This window comes from Actinoplanes sp. NPDC049118 (genome assembly GCF_040648555.1).
GTDB lineage: Bacteria > Actinomycetota > Actinomycetes > Mycobacteriales > Micromonosporaceae > Actinoplanes.
Map to the genome: position 1 here is coordinate 321,871 of NZ_JBEZDY010000003.1, position 23,476 is coordinate 345,346.

At 69.9% G+C, this 23,476-nt stretch carries 17 protein-coding genes and 2 pseudogenes; 12 read left to right on the forward strand and 7 right to left on the reverse strand.

Annotation, left to right across the window (positions count from 1 at the left end):
* Nucleotides 1–13 precede the first annotated feature (13 nt).
* Entirely contained in the window at nt 14–2,707 is a 2,694-nt protein-coding gene (gene polA / locus AB0B58_RS06240) for a DNA polymerase I (RefSeq protein WP_360218365.1), read from the forward strand.
* A gap of 515 nt (nt 2,708–3,222) precedes the next feature.
* Here the strand turns inward: polA and AB0B58_RS06245 are convergent.
* Together AB0B58_RS06245 and AB0B58_RS06250 are read right to left on the reverse strand one after the other, a co-directional pair.
* Nucleotides 3,223–3,555 carry a gamma-glutamylcyclotransferase family protein gene (locus tag AB0B58_RS06245; RefSeq protein WP_360218368.1) on the reverse strand — a complete coding sequence of 111 codons (333 nt, stop codon included), beginning with the start codon at nt 3,553–3,555 and terminating at the stop codon, nt 3,223–3,225.
* A gap of 31 nt (nt 3,556–3,586) precedes the next feature.
* The gene (locus AB0B58_RS06250) at nt 3,587–4,354 is read right to left on the reverse strand and encodes a hypothetical protein (protein WP_360218371.1); all 768 of its coding nucleotides are present in this window, start codon (nt 4,352–4,354) and stop codon (nt 3,587–3,589) included.
* Between the two features lie 76 nt (nt 4,355–4,430).
* Between AB0B58_RS06250 and AB0B58_RS06255 the strand changes: the two genes are divergently transcribed.
* Together AB0B58_RS06255 and AB0B58_RS06260 are read left to right on the forward strand one after the other, a co-directional pair.
* Nucleotides 4,431–5,363 carry a LysR family transcriptional regulator gene (locus AB0B58_RS06255; RefSeq protein WP_360218374.1) on the forward strand — a complete coding sequence of 311 codons (933 nt, stop codon included), beginning with the start codon at nt 4,431–4,433 and terminating at the stop codon, nt 5,361–5,363.
* Nucleotides 5,364–5,976: 613 nt separating this feature from the next.
* Nucleotides 5,977–6,342: a metalloregulator ArsR/SmtB family transcription factor gene (locus tag AB0B58_RS06260; RefSeq protein WP_360218377.1), complete on the forward strand. Its 366-nt coding sequence runs from the start codon at nt 5,977–5,979 to the stop codon at nt 6,340–6,342.
* 321 nt (nt 6,343–6,663) lie between these two features.
* Here AB0B58_RS06260 and AB0B58_RS06265 read toward each other — a convergent pair.
* Together AB0B58_RS06265 and AB0B58_RS06270 are read right to left on the reverse strand one after the other, a co-directional pair.
* Nucleotides 6,664–6,808 (reverse strand): annotated as a pseudogene (locus tag AB0B58_RS06265) (IS481 family transposase); the annotation flags it as partial.
* A gap of 627 nt (nt 6,809–7,435) precedes the next feature.
* Nucleotides 7,436–8,254, reverse strand: coding sequence for a class I SAM-dependent methyltransferase (locus tag AB0B58_RS06270; RefSeq protein WP_360218380.1), 819 nt, complete (start codon nt 8,252–8,254; stop codon nt 7,436–7,438).
* A 343-nt stretch (nt 8,255–8,597) separates the two neighbouring features.
* Here AB0B58_RS06270 and rpsA point away from each other — a divergent pair, with 343 nt between their 5' ends.
* The 4 genes from rpsA to AB0B58_RS06290 all read left to right on the forward strand — a co-directional run bounded on the left by rpsA (nt 8,598) and on the right by AB0B58_RS06290 (nt 15,077).
* Nucleotides 8,598–10,115 (forward strand): 30S ribosomal protein S1, encoded by a 1,518-nt coding sequence (gene rpsA / locus AB0B58_RS06275; RefSeq protein ID WP_184996451.1) that lies wholly within the window; start codon nt 8,598–8,600, stop codon nt 10,113–10,115.
* An 80-nt stretch (nt 10,116–10,195) separates the two neighbouring features.
* Nucleotides 10,196–11,392, forward strand: coding sequence for a dephospho-CoA kinase (coaE, locus tag AB0B58_RS06280; RefSeq protein ID WP_360218385.1), 1,197 nt, complete (start codon nt 10,196–10,198; stop codon nt 11,390–11,392).
* 381 nt (nt 11,393–11,773) lie between these two features.
* Entirely contained in the window at nt 11,774–13,906 is a 2,133-nt protein-coding gene (gene uvrB / locus AB0B58_RS06285) for an excinuclease ABC subunit UvrB (RefSeq protein ID WP_360218388.1), read from the forward strand.
* A 484-nt stretch (nt 13,907–14,390) separates the two neighbouring features.
* Nucleotides 14,391–15,077 (forward strand): 2-phosphosulfolactate phosphatase, encoded by a 687-nt coding sequence (locus AB0B58_RS06290; RefSeq protein ID WP_360218391.1) that lies wholly within the window; start codon nt 14,391–14,393, stop codon nt 15,075–15,077.
* 82 nt (nt 15,078–15,159) lie between these two features.
* Here the strand turns inward: AB0B58_RS06290 and AB0B58_RS06295 are convergent.
* Nucleotides 15,160–15,294: pseudogene (locus AB0B58_RS06295) on the reverse strand (IS110 family transposase); the annotation flags it as partial.
* A 442-nt stretch (nt 15,295–15,736) separates the two neighbouring features.
* Here AB0B58_RS06295 and AB0B58_RS06300 point away from each other — a divergent pair.
* Both AB0B58_RS06300 and AB0B58_RS06305 read left to right on the forward strand, forming a co-directional pair.
* Nucleotides 15,737–16,663 carry an N-acetyltransferase gene (locus tag AB0B58_RS06300; RefSeq protein WP_360218729.1) on the forward strand — a complete coding sequence of 309 codons (927 nt, stop codon included), beginning with the start codon at nt 15,737–15,739 and terminating at the stop codon, nt 16,661–16,663.
* A gap of 800 nt (nt 16,664–17,463) precedes the next feature.
* Entirely contained in the window at nt 17,464–18,465 is a 1,002-nt protein-coding gene (locus AB0B58_RS06305; RefSeq protein WP_360218394.1) for a TerC family protein, read from the forward strand.
* An 85-nt stretch (nt 18,466–18,550) separates the two neighbouring features.
* On the opposite strand, the gene typA is transcribed toward AB0B58_RS06305, so the two are convergent.
* On the reverse strand, nt 18,551–20,413 hold the full coding sequence (gene typA / locus AB0B58_RS06310) for a translational GTPase TypA (RefSeq protein ID WP_360218397.1): 1,863 nt from the start codon (nt 20,411–20,413) through the stop codon (nt 18,551–18,553).
* Between the two features lie 162 nt (nt 20,414–20,575).
* On the opposite strand from typA, the gene AB0B58_RS06315 reads away from it, so the two are divergent.
* Both AB0B58_RS06315 and AB0B58_RS06320 read left to right on the forward strand, forming a co-directional pair.
* Nucleotides 20,576–21,367, forward strand: a complete 792-nt coding sequence (locus AB0B58_RS06315; protein ID WP_360218400.1) for a lytic transglycosylase domain-containing protein — start codon at nt 20,576–20,578, stop codon at nt 21,365–21,367.
* A gap of 182 nt (nt 21,368–21,549) precedes the next feature.
* The gene (locus AB0B58_RS06320; RefSeq protein WP_360218403.1) at nt 21,550–21,975 is read left to right on the forward strand and encodes a 50S ribosomal protein L11; all 426 of its coding nucleotides are present in this window, start codon (nt 21,550–21,552) and stop codon (nt 21,973–21,975) included.
* Nucleotides 21,976–22,029: 54 nt separating this feature from the next.
* Here AB0B58_RS06320 and AB0B58_RS06325 read toward each other — a convergent pair whose 3' ends face one another.
* Nucleotides 22,030–22,638 carry an ATP-dependent Clp protease proteolytic subunit gene (locus tag AB0B58_RS06325; RefSeq protein ID WP_360218406.1) on the reverse strand — a complete coding sequence of 203 codons (609 nt, stop codon included), beginning with the start codon at nt 22,636–22,638 and terminating at the stop codon, nt 22,030–22,032.
* A gap of 122 nt (nt 22,639–22,760) precedes the next feature.
* Here AB0B58_RS06325 and AB0B58_RS06330 point away from each other — a divergent pair, with 122 nt between their 5' ends.
* Complete coding sequence (locus AB0B58_RS06330; protein ID WP_360218409.1) at nt 22,761–23,375, forward strand: isochorismatase family cysteine hydrolase; 615 nt, start codon at nt 22,761–22,763, stop codon at nt 23,373–23,375.
* Nucleotides 23,376–23,476 lie beyond the last annotated feature (101 nt).

The following is a 23,476-nucleotide window of genomic DNA, read 5'->3' on the forward strand; positions in this document are numbered from 1 at the left end:
AGAGTTCTGCGATGTGAGTGACGACGCCCAGACCCCCCGCTTGCTGCTGCTCGACGGGCACTCGCTGGCCTACCGTGCCTACTTCGCGCTGCCGGTGGAGAATTTCTCGACCCAGACGGGCCAGCCGACCAACGCCGTGTTCGGCTTCACCTCGATGCTGATCAACATGCTGCGCGACGAGAAGCCCACGCACATCGTGGTCGCCTTCGACGTCTCGCGGGTGTCGTTCCGCACCGAGCGATACGCCGAATACAAGGCCGGCCGGTCGGAGACCCCGCAGCCGTTCCAGGGCCAGGTCAGCCTGGTCAAGGAGATCCTCGAGGCGCTGCGCATCCCGGTGGTGGAGAAGCCCGGCTACGAGGCCGACGACGTCATCGGCACGCTGGCCTGCCAGGCCCGCGACGCCGGCATGGAGGTCGTCATCTCCACCGGCGACCGGGACGCGTTCCAGCTCGCCGGCGAGCACGTCACGATCCTCTACCCGGTCCGCGGCGTGTCCGAGGTCTGGCGGATGACCCCCGAGGCCATCGAGACCAAATATGGCGTACCGCCCGGCCGCTACCGCGACAAGGCGGCCCTGGTCGGCGAGAGCAGCGACAACCTGACCGGTGTGCCCGGCGTCGGCGACAAGACCGCCGCCAAGTGGATCAATCAGTACGGCGGGCTCGACGGCATCATCGCGCACGTCGACGAGATCAAGGGCAAGGCGGGCGAGAACCTGCGCGCCCACCTGGCCGACGTCATGCGCAACTACGACCTCAACGGCCTCGTCTGCGACCTCGAGCTGCCGCTGCGCCCCGAGGACGTCAGGTGGCCGGGCTGGGACCGCGAGGCCGTGCACCAGGTCTTCGACGCGCTCGAGTTCCGGGTGCTGCGCGAGCGGCTCTACTCGTACCTGGAGGCGGTCGAGCCCGAGGCCGAGTCCGGCTTCGACCTGTCCGGCGCCGTGCTGCGGTCCGGCGAGGTCTCCGGCTGGCTGGCCGAGCACGCCCGGGAGGCCCCGGTCGGCGTCGCCGTCACCGGCCGCTTCGGCCGCGGCACCGGCGAGCTGACCGGCGTCGCCGTCGCGACCGGCGACGGCCCGGCCGCCTGGTTCGACCCCACCGGGCTGGACGAGGGCGACGAGCGCGCGGTCGCCGCCTGGCTGGCCGACGCCGACCGGCCGAAGGTCATCCACGAGGCCAAGTCGGCCATGCTCGCGTTCCGGGCGCACGGCTGGTCCCTGGCCGGCGTGCGCGTCGACACGGCGCTGGCGGCCTACCTGGCCAAGCCCGACCAGCGGGCCTACGACCTGACCGACCTCGCCCTGCGTTACCTCAAGCGCGAGCTGCGCGTCGACGCCCCCCAGGACGGCCAGCTCACCCTGGACGGCCTCGGCGAGGACGAGGGCACCGCGGAGCAGAACGTCATGCTCCGCGCGCGTGCCACCCTCGACCTGGCCGACACGATCACCGAGGAACTGTCCCGCGACGACGGCGCCTCGCAGCGCCTGCTCGCCGAGGTCGAGCAGCCCCTGGCGGTCGTGCTGGGCGAGATGGAACACGTCGGCATCGCCGCCGACACCGACTACCTGTCTGAGCTGGAGGCGCACTTCGCCGCGGAGGTGAAGGCGGCGCAGCAGGGTGCGCACGAGGTGGTCGGGCGCGAGTTCAACCTCGGCTCGCCCAAGCAGCTTCAGGAGATCCTCTTCACCGAGCGCGGCCTGCCCAAGACCAAGAAGATCAAGTCTGGCTACACGACGGACGCGGACGCGCTGCAGAGCCTGTTCGCGCAGACCGGCGACCCGGTCCTGGCGCACCTGCTGCGCCACCGCGACGTGGCCAAGCTGAAGTCCACGGTGGACGGCCTGCTGAAGTCGGTCTCCGACGACGGCCGGATCCACACCACGTTCAACCAGACGGTCGCCGCGACCGGCCGGCTCTCCTCGACGGACCCGAACCTGCAGAACATCCCGATCCGCACCGAGGAGGGCCGCCGCATCCGGCGGGCGTTCGTGGTCGGTGACGGCTTCGAGCAGTTGATGACGGCCGACTACAGCCAGATCGAGATGCGCATCATGGCGCACCTGTCCGGCGACGAGGCCCTGATCGCGGCGTTCAACTCGGGCGCCGACTTCCACGCGGCCACGGCCTCGTCGGTCTTCCACGTCCCGATCGGCGAGGTGGTCCCCGACCAGCGCCGCAAGATCAAGGCGATGAACTACGGCCTCGCGTACGGCCTGAGCGCCTTCGGCCTGTCCAACCAGCTCAACATCGGCACCGACGAGGCCCGGGCCCTGATGGAGGAGTACTTCGAGCGCTTCGGCGGCGTCCGCGACTACCTCCAGGCGGTGGTACGCCGGGCCGTGCAGGACGGCTACACGGCCACGATCCTCGGCCGCCGCCGCTACCTGCCGGACCTGAGCAGCGACAACCGCCAGCGCCGCGAAATGGCCGAACGCATGGCTCTCAACGCACCGATCCAGGGCTCGGCCGCCGACATCATCAAGATCGCGATGCTCCGGGTGGACACCGCCCTGCGCACCGCGGGCCTGACCTCCCGGATGCTGCTCCAGGTGCACGACGAACTCGTCTTCGACGTCGCGCCGGGTGAGCGGGAGGCTTTGGAGGAGCTGGTCCGCCGTGAGATGGGCGGGGCCTACCCGCTGTCGGTGCCGCTCGAGGTCTCGGTCGGCGGCGGGCAGGACTGGAACGTGGCCGGCCACTAGGGGTGTCTCGCGGATCACGGCGGCCTGCGCCGGGCCCAGCTGCCGCGAGGCGAAACCTGGACCTCGGCTCGGCGACGCCGTGATCCGCGAGACACCCCATAGAGCATTCCGGCTCGGCCGGTCGGCTCCGCTTCGGCGATCGCGGTGGGTCGGACCGGGCGCAACGCGACCGGTGGGACCAGGCGGCGGCCGGGCCACGGAGTCGTTCGGGCGGGCGTGCCGGCGGTCGGGTCGCGGTGATCTTGGAGGTGTGGACGAAGCCGGCGTGGCAGCGGCGGGGGACTGGATGCCGCGGTGCGGGCTCTGACGTCTGTCGGTGAGCAAGCGGTGTGGGATCGCAGCGGCGTGTTCCTGACCGGCTGAACTCGCGGCGGGGACTCGGCTGTACTGCACGCTCCGGTTGCCGCTCGAGGGCTTGCGGCGGGGCGAAGCCGCTGCGTTCACCCGCGACGGGCTCACCGGCAAGGCTGTCATGCTCGGCCTGGTTCCGGGAGGGATCCGACCGGGTGGGGGCGTTACGCATCCTGCATCCGGATCACGTAGACCGATGCCTCCACTTCGCCCTTGGCGGTATGGACGATCGTTGCCACCCGTTGATAGCCGGGCCCTTCGAACCGGTCCAGGCGCGACCAGTGAGCCGGCAGATCAGCAGATTCGAAGACCTGCACGTCGACCGGCCTGCCGTCGGCGTCGAGCACCAGCGCCGGGTAACCGAGTGCGGCGCCCCAACCGGCATCCACAAGCGTTCCGTGCACCTGTCCCTGCGACCAACTGCCGTCGAGGCCGTCGAGCTGGTGATGGTTCGGGCGCCCCGGGGCAAGGGTTCCGTAGGTCGCCAAGCGGTTCATGTCTCTCCTCTTTCGGGGCGGGCGCTCACATTCACCGCACGTCGCGGGCGGTTACCGCCGCGATGGGCACTCGCCTCCAGGTGACGCTCGCCGCGGCGAGGCATGCGAGCAGTCCGAACCCGATGGCGGGAAGCCCGAACGCGGGGGCGGCGACCGCGACGACGAGGCAGAAGGCGAGATAGCAGGGCAGGCTGCGCACGAGGCCGGCCAGCGTGTGTACGCCGGCGAGCGGGCCGTCGCGGAGCACCGCGACCACGGTGAGCATCGTGCACATGGTCGGGAAGGCCGCGAGTGCACCCGCGAGGCCCGGACCGGCGAGCCGGCTGCTCAGCACGGCGGCCGCGACGATGACCACCGCGCTCAGACAGGTCAGGGCCGTGGCCGACCAGTGGCGTGGCGAGCCGCGCCGCAGCCGGCCGCCGGGCATCAGGCGCGGCGCGAACCACAGCGCGGCGACGGCGACTGCCACCGCGAGGACCGTCGGCGCCTGCCCGACGAGCAGCGAGCAGACGAGGTAGGTGACCGCGCCGCAGACGGCACCACGGATCAGACCACGCCGCGCCAGCACGTGCGCGAAGACCAGGCCGAGAGCGACCTGCGCAGGGACGTGCACGGCGGCGCTGAGGGCCATCGAGGCCGCCGTCTCCGGGCCCGCGTCCAGGGTGACGGCGAGCACCGCGACCGCGAACGCGACCGGCAGGGCCCCGACCCAGCCGCCCGCCGAAGGGCCGAGCCGGCGTTCGATCACGGTGGCGACGGCCATGACGGCCGGAGCAAGCACGAGCGGGATGAGTAGCACGCCGTTCAGCGTCCCCGGAAAAACCGTTCGCTTCCAGTTCCGGATTACGAACTTGATTCGTGCAACAATCCGAATGATGGAGCTTCGACGGCTGCGCCTGCTGGACGCCCTGTCGCGGCTTGGCACGGTGGCGGCGGTGGCCGACGCCCTGTCATACAGCCCGTCGAGCGTGTCGGTGCAACTCGCGCGGCTCGAACGGGAGGCCGGAACCCAGCTGCTGCGCCGCGTCGGTCGAAACGTCGAACTCACCCCGGCCGGTCGCCGGCTGGCCGCCTACGCCGCCGAGGCCCTCGCCGCCGACGAGGGCATCCGCGCCGAACTGGCACACGCCGGTGACGCGCCGCGCGGGCGCCTGCGGATGACCATCGTCCAGACCCCGGCACTGGCGCTGCTGCCCGCCACATTGGACCGCCTCGCGACCACGGCACCCGACCTGCAGATCGAAGTCATCCAGCGCGAGACCGCCCCGGCCCTGGACGACCTGCGCGCCCGCGCCGTCGACCTCGTCGTGGGCATCGAGTACGACCCGGTCCCCGTCGGGCGCCAACGCGACATCAACCGTCGCGACCTCCTGCGCGAGGACGTCCTGCTGGCCCTGCACCCCGAGCACCCGCTCACCGTCGGCGGCGGCGCCACCCTCGCCTCCTGCGAACACCAGGCCTGGGCCACCGGACACCGCGGCACCGGTCTGGACGCCGTGCTGCGCAACGTCTGCAACCGCCTGGCGGGCTTCGAGCCGACCGTCCGGCACCGCAGCGACGACGGCCTCGTGCTCGGCGCCCTCGTAGCCTCCGGGCGGGCCGTCGCGCTGCTCCCCGCCCTGCTGACCGCCGCAATGCCCCAGATCACGGGACACCGGTTGAGCGAGGAACGCCTGCAACGCACCATCTTCACCGCCACCCGCGCCACCGCGGCCGACGCGCCGGCCGTCGTCGCCGTCCTGACCGCACTGCGGCAGGCGGCAAGAGCAGCCGCGGCGAACCGCGACGACATCGACGTCACACCCTGACGACGTCACACCCTGACGACGCCGCAGCATCGCCGGCGCCGCAGCATCGCCGGCGCCGCAGCATCGCCGGCGCTGCCGCTCGCCGGCCGATCGCGATGGCGCCCGATCACGCCTCATCGCGCCCAATCGCACCCGGAGCTGAGCCCGGTCGAGAAGGTCTCGTCGACGATGACACGCGATGGCGAATCTCCCGCGCCGCCGCAATGAAGAAGCGCCTCGAATGCCCGGGATACGGCTAAGTGCCTGATCGGCGCTATCTCGTCGGGACGGGCCCTGACCCTCAAGGTCTAGAGCTGCGACCGAGGCGAATCCCGCGTTGTTTCCCGCGCGGCGCTGGTGATTCAGGCCACTATCGGCGTGCGCTACGTCATGTCCGGGAGGTGTGTCCGAGGTGGACCGCACGTGTCGGAGGCCTCGGCGGCAAGCGCCCGACAGAACGCCGGAAGCACCGTCCACCTCGGATTCCGCAGCGAGGGCGGCCGTCTTCCGGAACGTCGCGGAATTCGTTGACAGGCAATGCATTCTGTCGTTTGCGCGACGATGAGACAGCGGTCCGCAATCATAGTCAGTTTGCGGATACCCGAAACTTGCTTCGGTTTGCAAGGGTGGGCTGATGCCGAGTTCAACGATCGAATTGACGAAGTCGTCGGGCGTGTGGGCACCCGTCGTCCACGGGTCGCTCGATGCGGACCAGGCGCGGGCGTTCGCGCCGATGTTCAAGGCGCTGGGCGACCCGGTGCGCCTGCGGCTCCTGTCGATGATCGCGTCCGCTGGCGGCGGCGAGGTCTGCGTCTGCGACCTCACCGGCTCGTTCAAGCTGACCGGTCCGACGATCTCGCACCACCTCAAGGTCCTCCGCGAGGCCGGCCTGGTCGACAGCGACCGCCGCGGCACGTGGGTCTACTACCGCCTCGTCCCGGCGGCGCTCGCCCTGCTCGCCGGCCTGCTCGACGTCAGCAGCGTCGCCGCGACAGTCTGACCCGGCTCGCCTGCGTCGGCCCGCGTGGTCGGGCCGGGCGGAGTGGGTTGCCGCGGTGGTGTGTTCTAGCTGGGTTGCTGTGGTCTTTGGTCCGGCTTGGCGGAGTCGCTGCACCGGTCTGACCCGGCTCGCCTGCGCCGGTCTGACCCGGCTCGCCTGCGCCGGCCGGGACCTGTCCGGCCGGGCTGGCCTGTTCTGACTCGGCCGGGGCTGGTGCGACGGTCTCGCCCGATCGGCGGCGTCGCCGTGATCATCCAGCGACTCGACTCGACCCGCTTCGGTCCGACATCCAGGTCCCGGCGTCATCAGCGTCCGCGCGGGGCGACGGACCGGCCCACCGATGATCCGGTCGACGTGTGACGGGCGGTCGAGCCGGCAGCGGGCCAGAACGGCGGGCACGGTCGAGGCTTGCATGCCGAGGAGGTCCGCCGATCTGCACCGGTCCGGGCCATTGTTTCCACCGCACGTGCGCGAGTGACCGCGGCGTGCGCGCCGGGACGTGACAAGCGGTCCCGCATACCCTCGGCGCAGGCTTGGCGCAGCGCTTTCGCGGTGCGCCAGGACACCTCGGAGCGCCGTGCTGCTCGTCCGCGATGAGCCGCGCCCAGCACAGACGCGCGCGTTGGGGTCAAGCAGCATCACGGCGGAGCATGAAGCCTCCTGGTTACCGGAGCGGAGCTTGACAGCTCCGCCCACAAACCGGAGGACTTCACCTCTCTACAAGATCAAAACGTCAACCAGTCCGCCTGGATGGCATAGCTCGCTGGGGCGATGCCTGACCGGGGCGGTTCGTCTTCGCCCGACCGGTACCGAAGCACGCACCTGGCCGGGCGATGAGCCGCCTCGGCAATGACCGGCCGCGGCCGGGCACCGGCGGCATCGCGCCCCGGCTGGCCGCGGGAACGACGGCCCGCCCCAGCCCCAGCAGCCCGACCACGAGCTGCCGACCTGCGCCCGGCTCGCACCCCCGCGGGCGGCAGCGCTCGGCGAAGCACTGACGCCCATGGCTGCCGTGGGCCGGTCCGCCCAGCCCGTGGCGTGCCGTGGGCCGGTCCGCCCAGCCCGTGGCGTGCCGTGGGCCGGGTCCGACCGGCTACGAGGGCAGATGACTGACGAAGATCGCCGTGCCGGGGAAGATGCGGCCGCGCAGCGGGCTCCACTGGCCCCAGATCTGGTCGTGGCCCTCCGGCCATTCCGGCTCGACCAGGTCGCTCAGCACGAACCCCGCCCCGACCAGCTCGCGGATCCGGTCGCCCAGGGTCCGGTGCTGTTCCACGTAGCTCGGCACCCCGTCCGCGTCCTGCTCCACATACGGCCGGCGGTCGAAGTACGGGTGCGTTGCCACGAGGCCTTCCTCGCCCGGCTCGTCCAGGAAGATCCAGCGCATCGGGTGGGTGACGGAGAACACCCATAGGCCGCCGGGCTTGAGGACCCTGGCGACCTCCTTCATCGCCGCGCCGGAGTCCGCCACGAACGGGATCGCGCCGAACGCCGTGCAGGCCACGTCGAAGGCCGACGTCGCGAACGGCAGTGCCAGCGCGTCGGCCTGCACCAGCGGCACCTGCACGCCGCAGCGGTCCGCCGCCGCCTGCGCGTGGCGCAGCATCCCCGCCGACAGGTCGAGCGCGACCACGTCCGCGCCCTGGCCGTCCAGCCAGCGTGCTCCCGCCGCCGCGCCGGCGCCCAGCTCCAGGATCCGCTTGCCGCGGACCTCGCCGAGCAGCCGGGCGTCCGCCTCCCGCAGGCCCTCCGGGCACCAGACGAAGTCCACGTCGCCGAGGAACGGGCCGTGCTCCTGCTGGTAGTCGTCCGCGTCGAGGTCCCACCAGTGCCGGCTGGCGGCGCGGCTCTCGTCGTCGGTCACCGCCCGGCGCAGCGTGCCGGCCGCCGGAGATGGTTGCGCTTCGATCACCGTTCAGACGGTACGGGGGCCCTACGACACCTCCGGAGCCAGGGCGGGATGGGTCTAAAACGGCATAAAAAGGCCTGGTTACGGAGTTTGCCTCGAACAATGTGCCTCGGTCATCAGGAGGCCTTGCAACCTGTGGTAATGCGCACGGTAAGCTAGTCGATGCACTCGCGGATCGTGTGCCTCGGCAGGGAGCAGGTTCCGCAAGTCGTCGGTCCCAGCATGATCCTGCTCGCCTGATCTGACCTCAGTTGTCGTGATCACCGGATGTTCGTGCTGTGCCCGCCGGCAGTTCCGCGGGGCGCGAGAGTCACCACGACACCATCCGTTCGGAGCAACAGTCCACATGACGAGCAGCATCGAGGCCACCTCGAGCGCCAACAAGGTCACCGTCGACGATCTTGGCTCGGAGGAAGCATTCCTCGCAGCCATCGACGAGACCATCAAGTACTTCAACGACGGCGACATTGTCGAAGGCACCGTCGTCAAGGTCGATCGGGACGAGGTCCTGCTCGACATCGGCTACAAGACCGAGGGCGTCATCCCCTCGCGCGAGTTGTCGATCAAGCATGACGTGGACCCCGCGGAAGTGGTGTCGGTCGGTGACCACATCGAAGCCCTCGTCCTCACGAAGGAGGACAAGGAAGGCCGCCTGATCCTCTCGAAGAAGCGTGCTCAGTACGAGCGCGCCTGGGGCACGATCGAGAAGATCAAGGAGGACGACGGCGTCGTTCGCGGCTCCGTCATCGAGGTCGTCAAGGGTGGCCTCATCCTCGACATCGGCCTCCGTGGCTTCCTCCCGGCCTCCCTGGTCGAGATGCGCCGCGTCCGCGACCTCCAGCCGTACGTGGGCCGGGAGCTCGAGGCGAAGATCATCGAGCTGGACAAGAACCGCAACAACGTGGTCCTGTCCCGCCGCGCCTGGCTCGAGCAGACCCAGTCCGAGGTTCGCACCGAGTTCCTCAACAAGCTCCAGAAGGGCCAGGTCCGCAAGGGCGTCGTGTCCTCCATCGTCAACTTCGGTGCCTTCGTGGACCTGGGTGGCGTGGACGGCCTGGTGCACGTCTCCGAGCTCTCCTGGAAGCACATCGACCACCCGTCCGAGGTCGTCGAGGTCGGCCAGGAGGTCGAGGTCGAGGTGCTCGACGTCGACCTGGACCGCGAGCGCGTCTCGCTGTCGCTGAAGGCGACCCAGGAAGACCCGTGGCGTCAGTTCGCCCGGACCCACGCGATCAACCAGATCGTGCCGGGCAAGGTCACCAAGCTGGTTCCGTTCGGTGCGTTCGTCCGCGTCGACGACGGCATCGAGGGCCTGGTGCACATCTCCGAGCTGGCCGAGCGGCACGTCGAGCTGCCCGAGCAGGTCGTGCAGGTGGGCTCCGACGTCATGGTCAAGGTCATCGACATCGACCTCGAGCGTCGCCGGATCTCGCTGTCGCTCAAGCAGGCCAACGAGAACTTCGTCGAGGGCGAGGAGCACTTCGACCCGACGCTCTACGGCATGGCGGCGACCTACGACAACGAGGGCAACTACATCTACCCGGAGGGCTTCGACCCCGAGACGGGTGAGTGGCTCGAGGGCTTCGACAAGCAGCGCGAGGTGTGGGAGAAGCAGTACGCCGACGCCCGCGAGCGCTGGGAGGCCCACACCAAGCAGGTGCAGGCGTCCCGCGAGGCCGACGCCGAGGCCGCGCTCAACCCGGCTCCGGCCGGCGGCGTGACCACCTCGTCGACCTCCACCTCCACCAGCACGTCGACGAGCTCGTCCTCGCCGGCGCGTGCGGCGGAGGAGCCGGCCGGCACCCTGGCCACCGACGAGGCGCTCGCCGCTCTGCGCGAGAAGCTCGCCGGCGGCAAGAGCTGACCAGCACGTAGCCGTAGCTAGCAAGGCCTGAGGGCCGTCCGCGATTTCGGTCGCGGGCGGCCCTTCGGCATACTTGCCGCGTGCTGAAAGTGGGTCTCACCGGAGGAATCGGCGCGGGCAAGAGCGCGGTGGCGCAGCGCCTCGTGGAGCGCGGCGCGATCCTGATCGACGCCGACCGGCTGGCCCGCGAGGTCGTCGCCGCCGGCACCGACGGCCAGGCCGCGGTCGTCGAGGCGTTCGGCCCGGCGGTCCTCGGCCCGGACGGCGAGCTCGACCGGCCCGCGCTGGGCGCGCGGGTCTTCGGAGACGAAGCGGCCCGCCGCCGGCTCGAGAGCATCATTCACCCCCGCGTACGCGCTCGTACGGTCGAACTGACGGCCTCGGCCGCGCCGGACGCGATCGTGGTCAACGACGTGCCACTGCTGGTCGAGACCGGGCTGGCGCCGTCGTTCCACCTGGTCGTCGTGGTCGACGCGGACCCGGCCGTCCGGATCGAGCGGCTCGTGTCGCTGCGCGGCATGACGCGGGAGCAGGCGGCCGCCCGGATCGCCGCACAGGCCGACGAGGCCGTCCGGCGTGCGGCCGCGGACGCGCTGATCGCCAACGACGCCGGCCTGGACGAGCTGGACGCGCGGGTCGAGCGGCTGTGGCAGGACCGGCTGCGACCGTACGAGGAGAATCTCCGCCTCGGGCGGCATGCCCCGAACGACGGCGCGCTGCACGTCGTACCCCCGGATCCGACCTGGCCGGAGCAGGCAGGCCGGGTGATCGCACGGATCCGGCATGCGCTGCCCGGCGCCGACGTCTCGCACATCGGGTCGACCGCCGTGCCCGGGCTGCCCGCGAAGGACCGCCTCGACCTGATGCTGGCCGTGCCGACGCTGGAGGAGGCCGACAAGCTCGCCGACGCCCTCGGGCGCGCGGGCCTGCCGCGCCGGGAGGGCGAGTGGTACAACAACGCCCGCGGCCTGCCCGGCAAGACCTGGCCGAAGCGGCTGCACGGGAACGCGGACCCGGGCCGGCCGGTGAACCTGCACGTGCGGGTGAGCGGGTCGCCCGGCTGGCGATTCGCGCTGCTCATGCGCGACCACCTGCGCGCGGTTCCGGCGGCGCGCGACGGGTACGCGGCGGCGAAGGAACGCTGGGCGGCGCGGCACCGCGACGTGGAGGGCTATGCCGAGGCGAAGGAGCCGTGGTTCGACTCCGAGGCTGTTGCCGCGGAGGAGTGGGCGCAGGCGACCGGCTGGCAGCCGGCCACCGACAAGCCGAAACCGTAGTCGGCCAGGGAGCGCCCTTCGTGGCCGACGCCTCCATGCTGACGGGCTGTCTCGCCCGGGGCGGGTGGCGCTCGGCACGAAGCGTCCGGGTGGCGCCGGACAGGAAGGGGCGCCCGCGGCGGCCGGTCCGCGCTGAGCGCGACCATCATCAGGTGCGCGCGCCGAGCAGTGTCGGGGCAGCAACCTGCGTGCCGACGCGGCCGCACCGTGTGGTGGTGTCGGACCGGGCCGGGCGGCCGCCGCGAGCGGCCTACCGAGTCACCGTAGCGTCGCTGCCGAACGGTGGACAATGCCGTTTTCGGCGGCCGAATGTGCACCCTCTGAACCGGCCCTGGCGGCAGCCGCTGAAAGTTGTCACACCCCCGACGTACGGTGGTCCCCATGGCGCTCGACATCCCACGACTCGATGGCCGCTTCGAGGTCATCAGCGACTACAAGCCGGCCGGTGACCAGCCAACGGCCATCGCCGAGCTGGAGCGCCGGGTGCGCCGCGGCGACCGCAACACGGTGTTGCTCGGCGCGACCGGCACCGGAAAGAGCGCCACCACAGCCTGGCTCATCGAGAAGCTGCAGCGGCCGGCGCTCGTGCTCGCACCCAACAAGACCCTCTGCGCCCAGCTGGCCAAGGAGTTCCGCGAGCTGCTGCCCAACAACGCGGTCGAATACTTCGTCAGCTACTACGACTACTACCAGCCCGAGGCCTACATCGCGCAGACCGACACCTACATCGAGAAGGACTCGTCGGTCAACGAGGAGGTCGAGCGGCTGCGCCACTCGGCAACGATGTCCCTGCTCACCCGCCGGGACGTGATCGTGGTCGCGACCGTCAGCGCGATCTACGGCCTGGGCACCCCGCAGGAATACCTGGACCGCGCGGTCCGGGCCAAGGTCGGTCAGGAGATCGACCGCGACAAGCTGCTCCGCCGCCTGGTCGACATCCAATATTCCCGCAACGACATGTCCTTCCAGCGGGGCACGTTCCGGGTCCGCGGCGACACCCTCGAGATCATCCCGGCCTACGAGGAGCTCGCGATCCGCATCGAGCTGTTCGGCGATGAGATCGAGAAGCTCTACTACCTGCACCCGCTGACCGGTGAGATCGTCCGCGAGGTCGACCAGCTCGTGATCTTCCCGGCGACGCACTACGCGGTCGGTCCGGAGCGGATGGAGCGGGCGATCCGCGACATCGAGGCCGAGCTGGCCGAAAGGCTGGCCGAGCTGGAGCGCCAGGGCAAGCTGCTCGAGGCGCAACGGCTGCGGATGCGCACCACCTACGACATCGAGATGATGCGCCAGGTCGGCTTCTGCAACGGCATCGAGAACTACTCGATGCACATGGACGGCCGGTCGCCCGGCGACCCCGCCTACACGCTGCTCGACTACTTCCCGGACGACTTCGTCACCGTCATCGACGAGTCGCACGTGACGATCCCGCAGATCGGCGGGATGTATGAGGGCGACGCCTCCCGCAAGCGCATCCTGATCGAGCACGGCTTCCGGCTGCCCAGCGCCGCCGACAACCGTCCGTTGCGCTTCGACGAGTTCCTCGAGCGGGTCGGGCAGTTCGTGTTCCTGTCCGCGACGCCGGGCCCGTGGGAGATGCAGGAGGCACAGGGGGAGTTCGTCGAGCAGATCATCCGCCCGACCGGCCTGGTCGACCCGCAGGTCGTGGTCAAGCCCACCAAGGGCCAGATCGACGACCTGATGCACGAGATCAAGCTGCGCACGGAGAAAGACGAGCGGGTCCTGGTCACGACGCTGACCAAGAAGATGGCCGAGGACCTCACCGACTACCTGCTGGAGAACGGCATCCGCGTCCGCTACCTGCACTCGGAGGTTGACACGCTGCGCCGCGTCGAGCTGCTCAAGGAGCTACGCAAGGGCGACTACGACGTGCTGGTCGGCATCAACCTGCTCCGGGAGGGCCTCGACCTGCCGGAGGTTTCGCTGGTGGCGATCCTCGACGCGGACAAGGAGGGCTTCCTGCGCAGCGGGCGCTCGCTGATCCAGACGATCGGCCGCGCGGCCCGCAACGTCTCCGGCGAGGTCCACATGTACGCGGACAAGATGACCCCGTCGATGCGCAACGCGATCGAGGAGACCGACCGCCGCCGGGCGAAGCAGATCGCCCACAACGAGGCGAACGGCATCAGCCCCGAGCCGCTGCGTAAGAAGATCCACGACATCCTCGACGACATCTACCGCGAGGCCGAGGACACGGAAACGGCGGTCGGCGGGCACGGGCCCGGCGGTCACGTGGTGGGCGGCGGCGGCCGGCAGATGTCGCGCGGCAAGGGCCCGGTCCCGGAGACCCGCTCGAAGTCGCGTGGGTCGTCGGTCCCGGCCCGCGAGGGCATGGCCCGCGCCGAGCTGGCCCAGCTGATCCAGGACCTCAGCGACCAGATGCTGGCGGCGGCCCGCGAGCTGCAGTTCGAGCTGGCAGCCCGCATCCGTGACGAGGTCAAGGACCTGAAGAAGGAGCTCCGGGGCATGGACGTGGCCGGCGTCCGCTGACGAGACGCGCCCGGCGGAGTAGCGGAGCCGCCGGGCGGAGACCGGTTGCGGTTAGCGGAGTCGGGCGAACTGGCGGGCGGAGACTCGGTCCCGTCGGGCGTGCGCCGCCGGGCCTCGTCATGCTTACGCGAAACCCTCAAAGCAGCGGACGGCTCCACCGCCGAGCCGGGGGCCGGACTCGGTCCCGTGGGCGGAGCCGGGGGAGCGGAGAACCGTTTGCGGTGGGCGGAGTCGGGAGAGTCGGCGGGCGGAGATTCGGTCGCGTCAGCGGAGCCGGGGGAGCGGAGACTCGGTTTGCGGTGGGCGGAGTCGGGAGAGCTGGGGGAGCGGAGACCCGGTTGCGGCAGCGGCAGGGTTCGCGGCGACCGCACGTGGGCGTTGCGGGTGACGGCCCGTGGCGGCGGGCTTGCGGTAGCTGTGTCTGGCTGTGGAGACATCCCACGTGATCAAGCTGTCAAGTGCGCGTCGCGGTAGCGTTCGAGCGATGTCGGTTCAGATGTTGACCACGGCGCAGCTTCGGTCCGCGCCTGCGGTGCTTCCGGTCGTCGTGGTGATTGATGTGTTACGCGCGTTCACCACTGCTGCGGTCGCGTTGGACAAGGGCGCAGATGGTGTCGTCCTGGCCGGTTCCCCGGACGAAGCGCTGCGGGTACGCAGGAACCTTCCCGACGCGCTCGTGGTCAAAGATGGTGCCCCTGAACCTGGCTTCGACGGTGTGAACTCACCGGTCTTGCTTGGCCGGCTCGATGTCGGTGGTCGTCCCGTCGTCCTGTCGACGTCATGCGGCACCGTCGGTGCTCTGGCTGCGGAAGCGTCCGACGTTCTGCTTTGCGCCAGCTTCGTTGTCGCGGGCGGCACCGCTAGCTATCTGCAGACGCTGGGCCGCGCGGTGACCTTCGTGATTACCGGCGATGATGGACAGGCTAGCGAGGACCAGGCCTGCGCCCGCTATATCGCCGAACTGCTCGACGACCGGGATGTCGATCCAGAGCCCTATCTATACGCCGCCGCGCAGTCCGGGGCCGCGGCGCGGCTGTTGCGAGGCGTCAAGCTCGGTTACCGAGGAGTGCACCACGACGACGTGTCGCGCTGCCTGCAGCTTGATCGCTTTCCGTTTGCCATGCTCGGCCGGCGCGAGGAGCACGGTCTGGTGCTGCGTGCTGTGTCATAGCCGAAACCAACGGTCCGTCGTCAGGCGACCGCTGTCCCCATCGTTGGGAAGGCGCGGACGGGTCGTAGGCCACTCGTGTGGTGAGGCAGCGGTCCAGCATGCCGATCATGCGGTTGAACAGGTGGCGTTGCGCGGCGGCATGGCGGTCTCCGGCGGCGCGACGCCGGTCGTAGTGGGTGCGGGCCCCTGGGTCGTGGGCGAGGGCGGAGAAGGCCCAGACGTAGCCGGCGGCTCAAGCCACGCGACTCTACGGCCAAGGCACCCGGCCGCCTGGGCGGGCGGTCCTCCGTACGCCGCAGGTGGTTCAGCACCACCTACAACGAAGCGTTGGGCACCCGCCCGGGCAGCCGAGGCCGATTACGCCGATCTCCACATAGGGGTCAAAGCCCCTGTTATCAAATAGGCGTTCAGCCCAGCGCGCCCCCTCATTCCCCAACCGGCGAACGGTAGGTACGCGCTGTGTTGCCACTCATTAGTTGTGGGCGATGGCCTGGGGGCGGCGGGCTCGCGGCAGGCGCGCCTGGCCGCGGAGTCGCGGTGAACCGCGCGGCCGGTCCGCCCCGTGAGGACGCGATCGACCGCCTCCACCACGCGGCGCCGGTGGGCGAGGTGGCGTCGCGGAAATGGCCGGCGGTACTAACTAGGCTGGCCGCGTGTCTATGACCGACGGCGTGACCTGGGCGCCGCTGCCGTTCGAGAATGCCCGCGATCGCCGGCCGGGCTGCGCTCGGGATGACGCCGACCTGATCTCGCTGGCCCGGCGGTGTCTTGACGTCGACGGTGGCCTGCCGCTCGCGGCCGACCCCGGCTTTCTGCGCCGCCGCTGGGCGGCCGAGGGAACCGTGACCGTGCAGGCGCGCGACCACGCGGGCATGCTCGTCGCCGCCGGTGCCGTGCGGCCCGGCAGCGCCGGGGACGGCGCTACGTTCACCGGGATGGTCGATCCGTTCGCGCGGGAGCGTGGGCTCGGTGCACACCTGCTCAGCTGGGGCTTGGCGGAGGCCGGCCGCCACGCGGGGCCGGTCACTGTCGAAACCGAATCGCTCACCGCCGGGGCCGAGACGTTGTTCGCGGCGCGGGGGTTGCGACAGGTCTTCGCCGAGGACGTCATGCGTGTCGACCTGGCCGACGCCGTACCGGGTCGGGATTGGCCCGAGGGAACGATCCTGACCGGCTGGACCGGGGCGACCGCGGGCCGCTTTCATGCGGTCTACGACGCCGCGTTCCGTGAACGTCCCGGGTTTCCGGGGTCGACAGCCGAGCAGTGGATCGCCGACGTGGCCGACGACGACGAGTTCCGGCCGGCCTGGTCCGTGCTGGCGACCGTGCCCGGCCTCGGCGATGCCGGTTTCGTGACGGCGGCGGTCGACTGGATCGTGCAGGTCGGCGTCGTGCCCGCGGCCCGGGGCCGGGGGATCGGCGGAGCGCTCGTCACCGAGGCTTTGCGGCGGATGCGCGCCGACGGCGGCACCCACGCCTGGCTCGACGTCAATGTCGACAACCCGGCCGTCCGGCTCTACCGCAAGCTGGGCTTCGAGCATCGCGGACGGCGGGCCCGCTACCGGTTCCCAGCGCCCGCAGCCTGACCCTCCCGGGCGGGAGCCCGATGCGACCCGCGATGTCCGGGGGCGCGATGTCCGGGGGCGCGATGTCCGGCGGGCCGCGATGCCCGCGGAACCACGATGCCCGCGGAACCACGATGACCGGGGGAGCGCGACCGGGAGAACGCGACCGGACCCGGGAACACGACCGCCGGAACCACGGGAACCACTGCGACGCTGGTGCCGTAGCGACCCAGGAATCACGGCTGGCGGAAGCGGCCGGCTCGGAAAACTAGCCTCCTAGGATGCTAACGGCATGTGCCACGGCACCCCTGCGGCGCCACAGCGCCCGGGAGCCGCGTGTCTGACAGCGCCAAGGCCCGATGCGCCAGGGCCGACGGCGCCAAGATCCAGCACTGGGCGACGCACACCCCGAACCACGCACCCCGAACCACGCACTCCGGAACCCGGAACCCGGAAGGCCCGTGTCACCGCCATCCTCAGAGTGCGTACGTCACTGCAACCAAAAAGTGTGTGCCACGACACTCTGGGCGAAGAAAAGCCGCTCTCTGTCCGTTTCCGTGGCATGAAAAGCCGAGAGGCGCAACACGATTGACAGGGTGATGTGGGGTTCCGGTCCGGGATGCGACACAATAGCCGCGTAGGAGGGGAGTATTCCTCTGCACCGGTCTCGTCAGCACGGTCTTCACCTCGCGGTGAGCCCGGGGCCGGTGGTCGTCGCCCGCCGGGCGTCGGCGGAAGAGACCTCCGACAGTCGCACGTCGCTGTGACCCCTCGAAATCGGGCGGGGCGCAGTGATGGACCGTGTCTGCCGGAGGTTCTCGTTGAACGTTTCCGCCTGGGTCTGGATCGTCACCCTGATCGCCCTGGTCGTTGTCCTCGCCGTCGATCTGCTGATCGTCGGCCGCCGCCCGCACGAGCCGAGCATGCGCGAGGCCGGCGGATGGGTCGGTTTCTACGTCGGCCTGGCGCTGATGTTCGGGGTAGGGGTCTGGCTCGTCGCCGGTGGCCAGGCCGCCGGCGAGTTCTACACGGGCTGGCTGACGGAGTACAGCCTCTCGGTCGACAACCTCTTCGTCTTCGTGATCATCATGGCCCGCTTCGCCGTGCCCCGGCAGTTCCAGCAGAAGGTGCTGCTCATCGGCATCGTGTTGGCGCTGGTCATGCGCGGTGCGTTCATCGCCGCCGGCGCCGCGCTGATCGCGCAGTTCTCCTGGGTGTTCTACATCTTCGGCGCGTTCCTGGTCTACACCGCCATCACGCTGTTCAAGCAGGGTGAGAACGACGAGGACGACTTCAAGGAGAACATCCTCATCCGCTGGTCGAAGCGGGCGCTGCCGATCTCGTCGTCGTTCGACAGCGGCAAGATGACCATGATCAGCGAGACCGGCAAGCGGCTGTTCACGCCGATGCTGATCGTCATGATCGCGATCGGCACGACCGACCTGATCTTCGCGCTCGACTCGATTCCGGCGATCTTCGGCATCACGAAGGAGCCGTACCTGGTCTTCACCGCGAACGTCTTCGCCCTGATGGGCCTGCGCCAGCTGTACTTCCTGCTTGGCGGGCTGCTGGAGCGGCTGGTCTACCTCAACATCGGGCTGGCGTTCGTGCTCGCCTTCATCGGCGTGAAGCTCTTCCTCGAGGCCCTGCACACCAACACGCTGTCGTTCATCAACGGCGGGCACGGCGTGCACTGGGCGCCGGAGATCCCGATCTGGCTGTCGCTGCTGGTCATCATCGGCACGCTGGGCATCGCCACGGTCGCGAGCCTCTACAAGTCGTCCCGGGACCGCAAGAAGGAACTGGTCGACGCCGGGGTCTGAGCAAAGGAAACGGCCCGCGGTCCAAGACCGCGGGCCGTGCCGAAAGGGTACGGAGCAAAGCCGCGCTCCGTACCCTTTCCTCGTCTTACTGGTGCTTGCGCCGTGCGGCGGCCCGGCCGCGGACCTGCTGGTCGAGCTCCACCTTGCGGATGCGCACCGCCGCCGGGGTGACCTCGACGCACTCGTCCTCGCGGCAGAACTCGAGGGCCTGCTCCAGCGACAGCTTGCGCGGCGGGATCAGGCGCTCGGTGTTGTCGGCGCTCGCGGCCCGCATGTTGGTGAGCTTCTTCTCCTTGGTGATGTTGACGTCCATGTCGTCCTCGCGGGAGTTCTCGCCGACGATCATGCCCTCGTACACCTCGGTGGTCGGCTCCACGAACAGCTGACCGCGTTCCTGCAGGTTGATCATCGCGAACCCGGTGACCACGCCGGCCCGGTCCGCGACGAGCGAGCCGTTGTTGCGGGTGCGCAGCTCGCCGAACCACGGCTCGTAGCGCTCGAACAGGTGGTGCATGATGCCGGTTCCGCGGGTCTCGGTGAGGAACTCGGTACGGAAGCCGATCAGGCCGCGCGCGGGCACCAGCCACTCCATCCGGAGCCAGCCTGTGCCGTGGTTGATCAGCTCCTCCATCCGGCCCTTGCGGGTGGACAGCAGCGTGGTGATGGCGCCCATGTACTCGTCGGGGGCGTCGATGGTCAGGCGCTCGACCGGCTCGTGCACCTTGCCGTCGATCGTCTTGGTCACCACCTGCGGCTTGCCGACGGTCAGCTCGTACGACTCGCGGCGCATCTGCTCGACCAGGATGGCCAGGGCGAGCTCGCCGCGGCCCTGCACCTCCCAGGCGTCCGGGCGCTCGGTCGGCAGGATGCGCAGCGAGACGTTGCCGATCAGCTCCTTGTCGAGGCGGTCCTTGACCATGCGGGCGGTGACCTTGGCGCCCTTGACCTTGCCGACCAGCGGCGAGGTGTTGGTGCCCAGGACCATGGAGATGGCCGGCTCGTCGACGCTGATCAGCGGCAGCGGGATCGGGTTCTCCGCGTCGGCGAGGGTCTCGCCGATCATGATCTCGGGGATGCCGGCGACGGCCATGATGTCGCCCGGGCCGGCGCTCTCGGCCGGCTTCCGCTCCAGGCCCTCGGTGATCAGCAGCTCGGAGATGCGGACGTTGCTGATCGTCCCGTCGGTCTTGCACCAGGCGACGGTCTGACCCTTGCGGATCGTGCCCTCGTGCACGCGGCAGAGCGCGAGGCGGCCGAGGAACGGCGAGGCGTCCAGGTTGACGACGTGTGCCTGCAGCGGCGCGCCCTCGGTGTAGGTCGGCGCCGGGATGGTCTCCAGGATCGTGCTGAACAGCACCTCGAGGTCGGTGCTGTCCTCCGGGACGGTGCCGTCCTTCGGCTGGGTCAGCGAGGCGATGCCGTCGCGCGCGCACGCGTAGACGATGGGGAACTCGATCTGGTGCTCGTCGGCGTCCAGGTCGAGGAAGAGCTCGTAGGTCTCGTCCACGACCTCCTTGATCCGGGCGTCGGGGCGGTCGACCTTGTTGATGATCAGGATGATCGGCAGCTTGGCCTGCAGCGCCTTGCGCAGCACGAAGCGGGTCTGCGGCAGCGGGCCCTCGCTGGCGTCGACCAGCAGGGCGACGCCGTCGACCATGGTGAGGCCGCGCTCGACCTCACCGCCGAAGTCGGCGTGGCCGGGGGTGTCGATGATGTTGATGGTGACGGGTCCACCGTCGGCGGGCCGGTAGCTGATCGCCGTGTTCTTGGCGAGAATGGTGATGCCCTTTTCCCGCTCCAGGTCCATGGAGTCCATGACGCGGTCGGCCATCTCGCCACGCGCGTGGGACTGGCTCCCCTGGCGCAGCATGGCGTCGACCAGGGTGGTTTTGCCATGGTCGACGTGGGCGATGATGGCGACGTTGCGTAGGTCGGTGCGGGTCTGCATGACCACCATTGTCCCCGGTGTTTGTAACGGACGGCGTCCCGGGGTCAATACCGGGACCGGTTGCGGACCTCGTCCCTAACGTCCCTTTTTCCGGGCAACGCCGTGATCTCCCCGCTGCTAGCGTTCGGGCGTCGGTGACCGGATCGGGGAGGGGTTTCGTCGATGAACCGCAGGATGTTGTGGCCTGTCGCGGCGCTCGCCACCCTGCTCGTGGTCGCGGGCTGCGGATTCGTGGGCGGCGACGAGGACCCGCCGCTCGCGGCGCCGGTGGCCTCGGCGTCCGAGCCGGAGAACATCGTCGACCCGGTGATCGAGTCCGGGGAGCCGGCACCGGAGCCGACGACGCCGTCGCCCTCGCCGTCGAAGAGCCGGGCGAAGCCGAAGGCGACGCCGACCGAGGACCCCAACAACTTCCAGCTCCCCGCGTGCGCGCACCGGGAGGGCAAGGAGGTCTCGAAGTCGAAGGCCAAGTCGGCGCTGACCAGCGCCGCCGCCCGCAAGTACTGGCCGACCTCCGCGCCCGGGCTCAAGGTGCCGTCCCGGCTGGTGCTGACCACGGCGTGGCACGAGAGCGGCTGGACCTCGAACATCGTCAACTGCGACGGCGGGCGCGGGCTGATGCAGGTGATGCCCGACACCGAGGCGTTCATCAACCAGCGCTTCGAGCAGTCGTACGAGAGCACCGACTACCGGCAGAACGCGGTGCTCGGCGCGAACTACCTGGCCTGGCTCACCAAGGCCTTCGGCGACCAGTACTTCAAGGGCAGCTACGATCTGAGCGCCGGTAAGTGCAAGACCCACCGGAGCATGTGCCTGCTCAACCTGGTGATCGCCGGCTACAACGCGGGCCGGGCCGCCGTCGACGAGGCATACGGCTCCGGGCGGCTGCCGAACCCGGAGTACGTGGACGTGGTCCGGGCGCTGATGAAGTCCTGCTACTGCGACCGCTACTAGGCCCACCGGGTAATCGGGGCCCGACCGGCCCGGCTACACTTGTCGGCGGAACCCGGGACTGTGCCCGCCGCTTTGACCCATCATCGAGCGCGGTAGTAAAGTCTCGGGGTTGTCGTGCGTTGATGATGCTGGCGAGCTCCTGACTTAGGCCCGTGCAGCACACACTAAGGAGCCGTTGCGTAATGCCGCCCAAGAAGAAGACCCATGAGGTAACCCTCGCGCTTGAGGCGGGTAACGCCGCGATGGTCGACCTCGGCAAGATGCTCGGCCCGACCGGTGCCAACATGCGCGCGGTCAAGGTCGAGTACGACGAGGCGACGTCGAAGCAGCGTGGCGAGATCATCCCGGTCGTGGTCACGGTCTTCGAGGACCGCAGCCACCAGCTCGCCTACAAGACGCCGCCGACGAGCTTTCTGATCCGCAAGGCTCTGGGCATCCAGTCGGGCGCTTCCAACCCGCTGACCCAGACCGTCGGCACGCTCAGCGCCGACCAGATCAAGCAGATCGCCGAGCGTAAGCTCCCCGACCTGAACGCGAACGACGTCGACGCCGCGGTCAAGGTCGTCGCCGGCACCGCGCGCTCGATGGGCGTCAAGGTCGCGGAGTAAGTTTCCTCAGCGTTGAAAGGCGGTGCGACCCCTCTGAGGGGTCGCACCGCCTTTTCATGCGCCCTTGTCGCCGACGACCTCGTCGATGAGGCCGTAGTCGCGCGCCTCGAGCGAGGTGAGCGTCCGCCCGGTGGAGAGGTCGTCCTCGATCCGGCTGCGCGACTGCCCGGTGACCTCGACCAGGCGCAGCACGACCTCCTCGAGCTCGCGCAGGTGCTGCCCCGCGGCGGCGGCCACCTCGTCGGCGGTGCCGGTGACGGCGGCCGCCCGCGGCTCGGCCAGCTTGAACCGGGCGTGCCGGTACGCCGAGCGTCGCTCGGCCGCGGCCAGCACCGCGAGCACTGCGTCGCCGGCCTCGGAGGTGACGACGGCATGCACCGGCGCGGTCATGGCGTCGATGACGTCGATGACCGCGTGCGCGGCGTTCAGGTCCCCGCCGGAGCTGGCCACGTGTAGCTGGATCGGGGCCGGCCCGGCGGCGTCGAGGGTGAGCAGCGCCGCGGCGATGCTGGAGGCAGCCTGTGCGGTGAGCGGGCCGCGGATCATGACGATGCGCTGATCGAAGAGGCGCTCCTCGAGCCAGCCCGGTACGGCCGGTCCGTTCTGCCAGGGGTCGGGCTGCTGGGGAACGGGGGAGGGCTGCCATCGCAGGTGAGGTGTCACCGGACCTCCGCGGGTCGAGGGGTTCCCCGAGTCTAGGTAGGCGCCGACCCGATCGCGTGTGGTTCAGCCGTGGGCGGACTAGGTCTAGAGTCGGTGTGAGCCAACGCACACCGGGAGACGCGATGTCCGAGACGCTGCAGCTCGATCCCGCCAGAACCGCGATCGTGCTGATCGAGTACCAGAACGAGTTCACCTCGGACGGCGGTGCGCTGCACGGCGCCGTCGCGCCGGTGATGGAGAAGACCGGCATGCTGGCCAACACGGTCGCCCTGGTGGACGCCGCCCGCGCGGCGGGCGTGACGATCATGCATGCGCCGATCACGTTCGCGCCGGGCTACGGCGAGTTGTCGCGGCATCCGTACGGGATCCTCAAGGGAGTCGTCGACGGCAACGCGTTCGTGAAGGGCACCTGGGGCGCGGCGATCGTCGAGGACCTGACGCCGGCCGAGGACGACATCCTGATCGAGGGCAAGCGCGGCCTGGACACGTTCGCCAGCACCAACCTCGACTTCATCCTGCGCGGCCGCGGCATCGACACGGTGATCCTCGCGGGCTTCCTGACGAACTGCTGCGTCGAGTCGACGATGCGCAGCGCGTACGAGAACGGCTACCGGGTCATCACGCTGACCGACTGCACGGCGGCCACCTCCAACGAGGAGCATGACAACGCCATCGCGTACGACTATCCGATGTTCTCGCTGCCGATGGAGTCGACCCAGGTCACCGCCGCTCTCTGAGCCGCCGCCGGCCGGGCGCCGGCGCCGAGGTTCATCCGTCCAGGATGGGGCGCGGGTGCCCGCCGGGCCGCCAGGATGGCAGGCGATCGGACCGGAGGCGC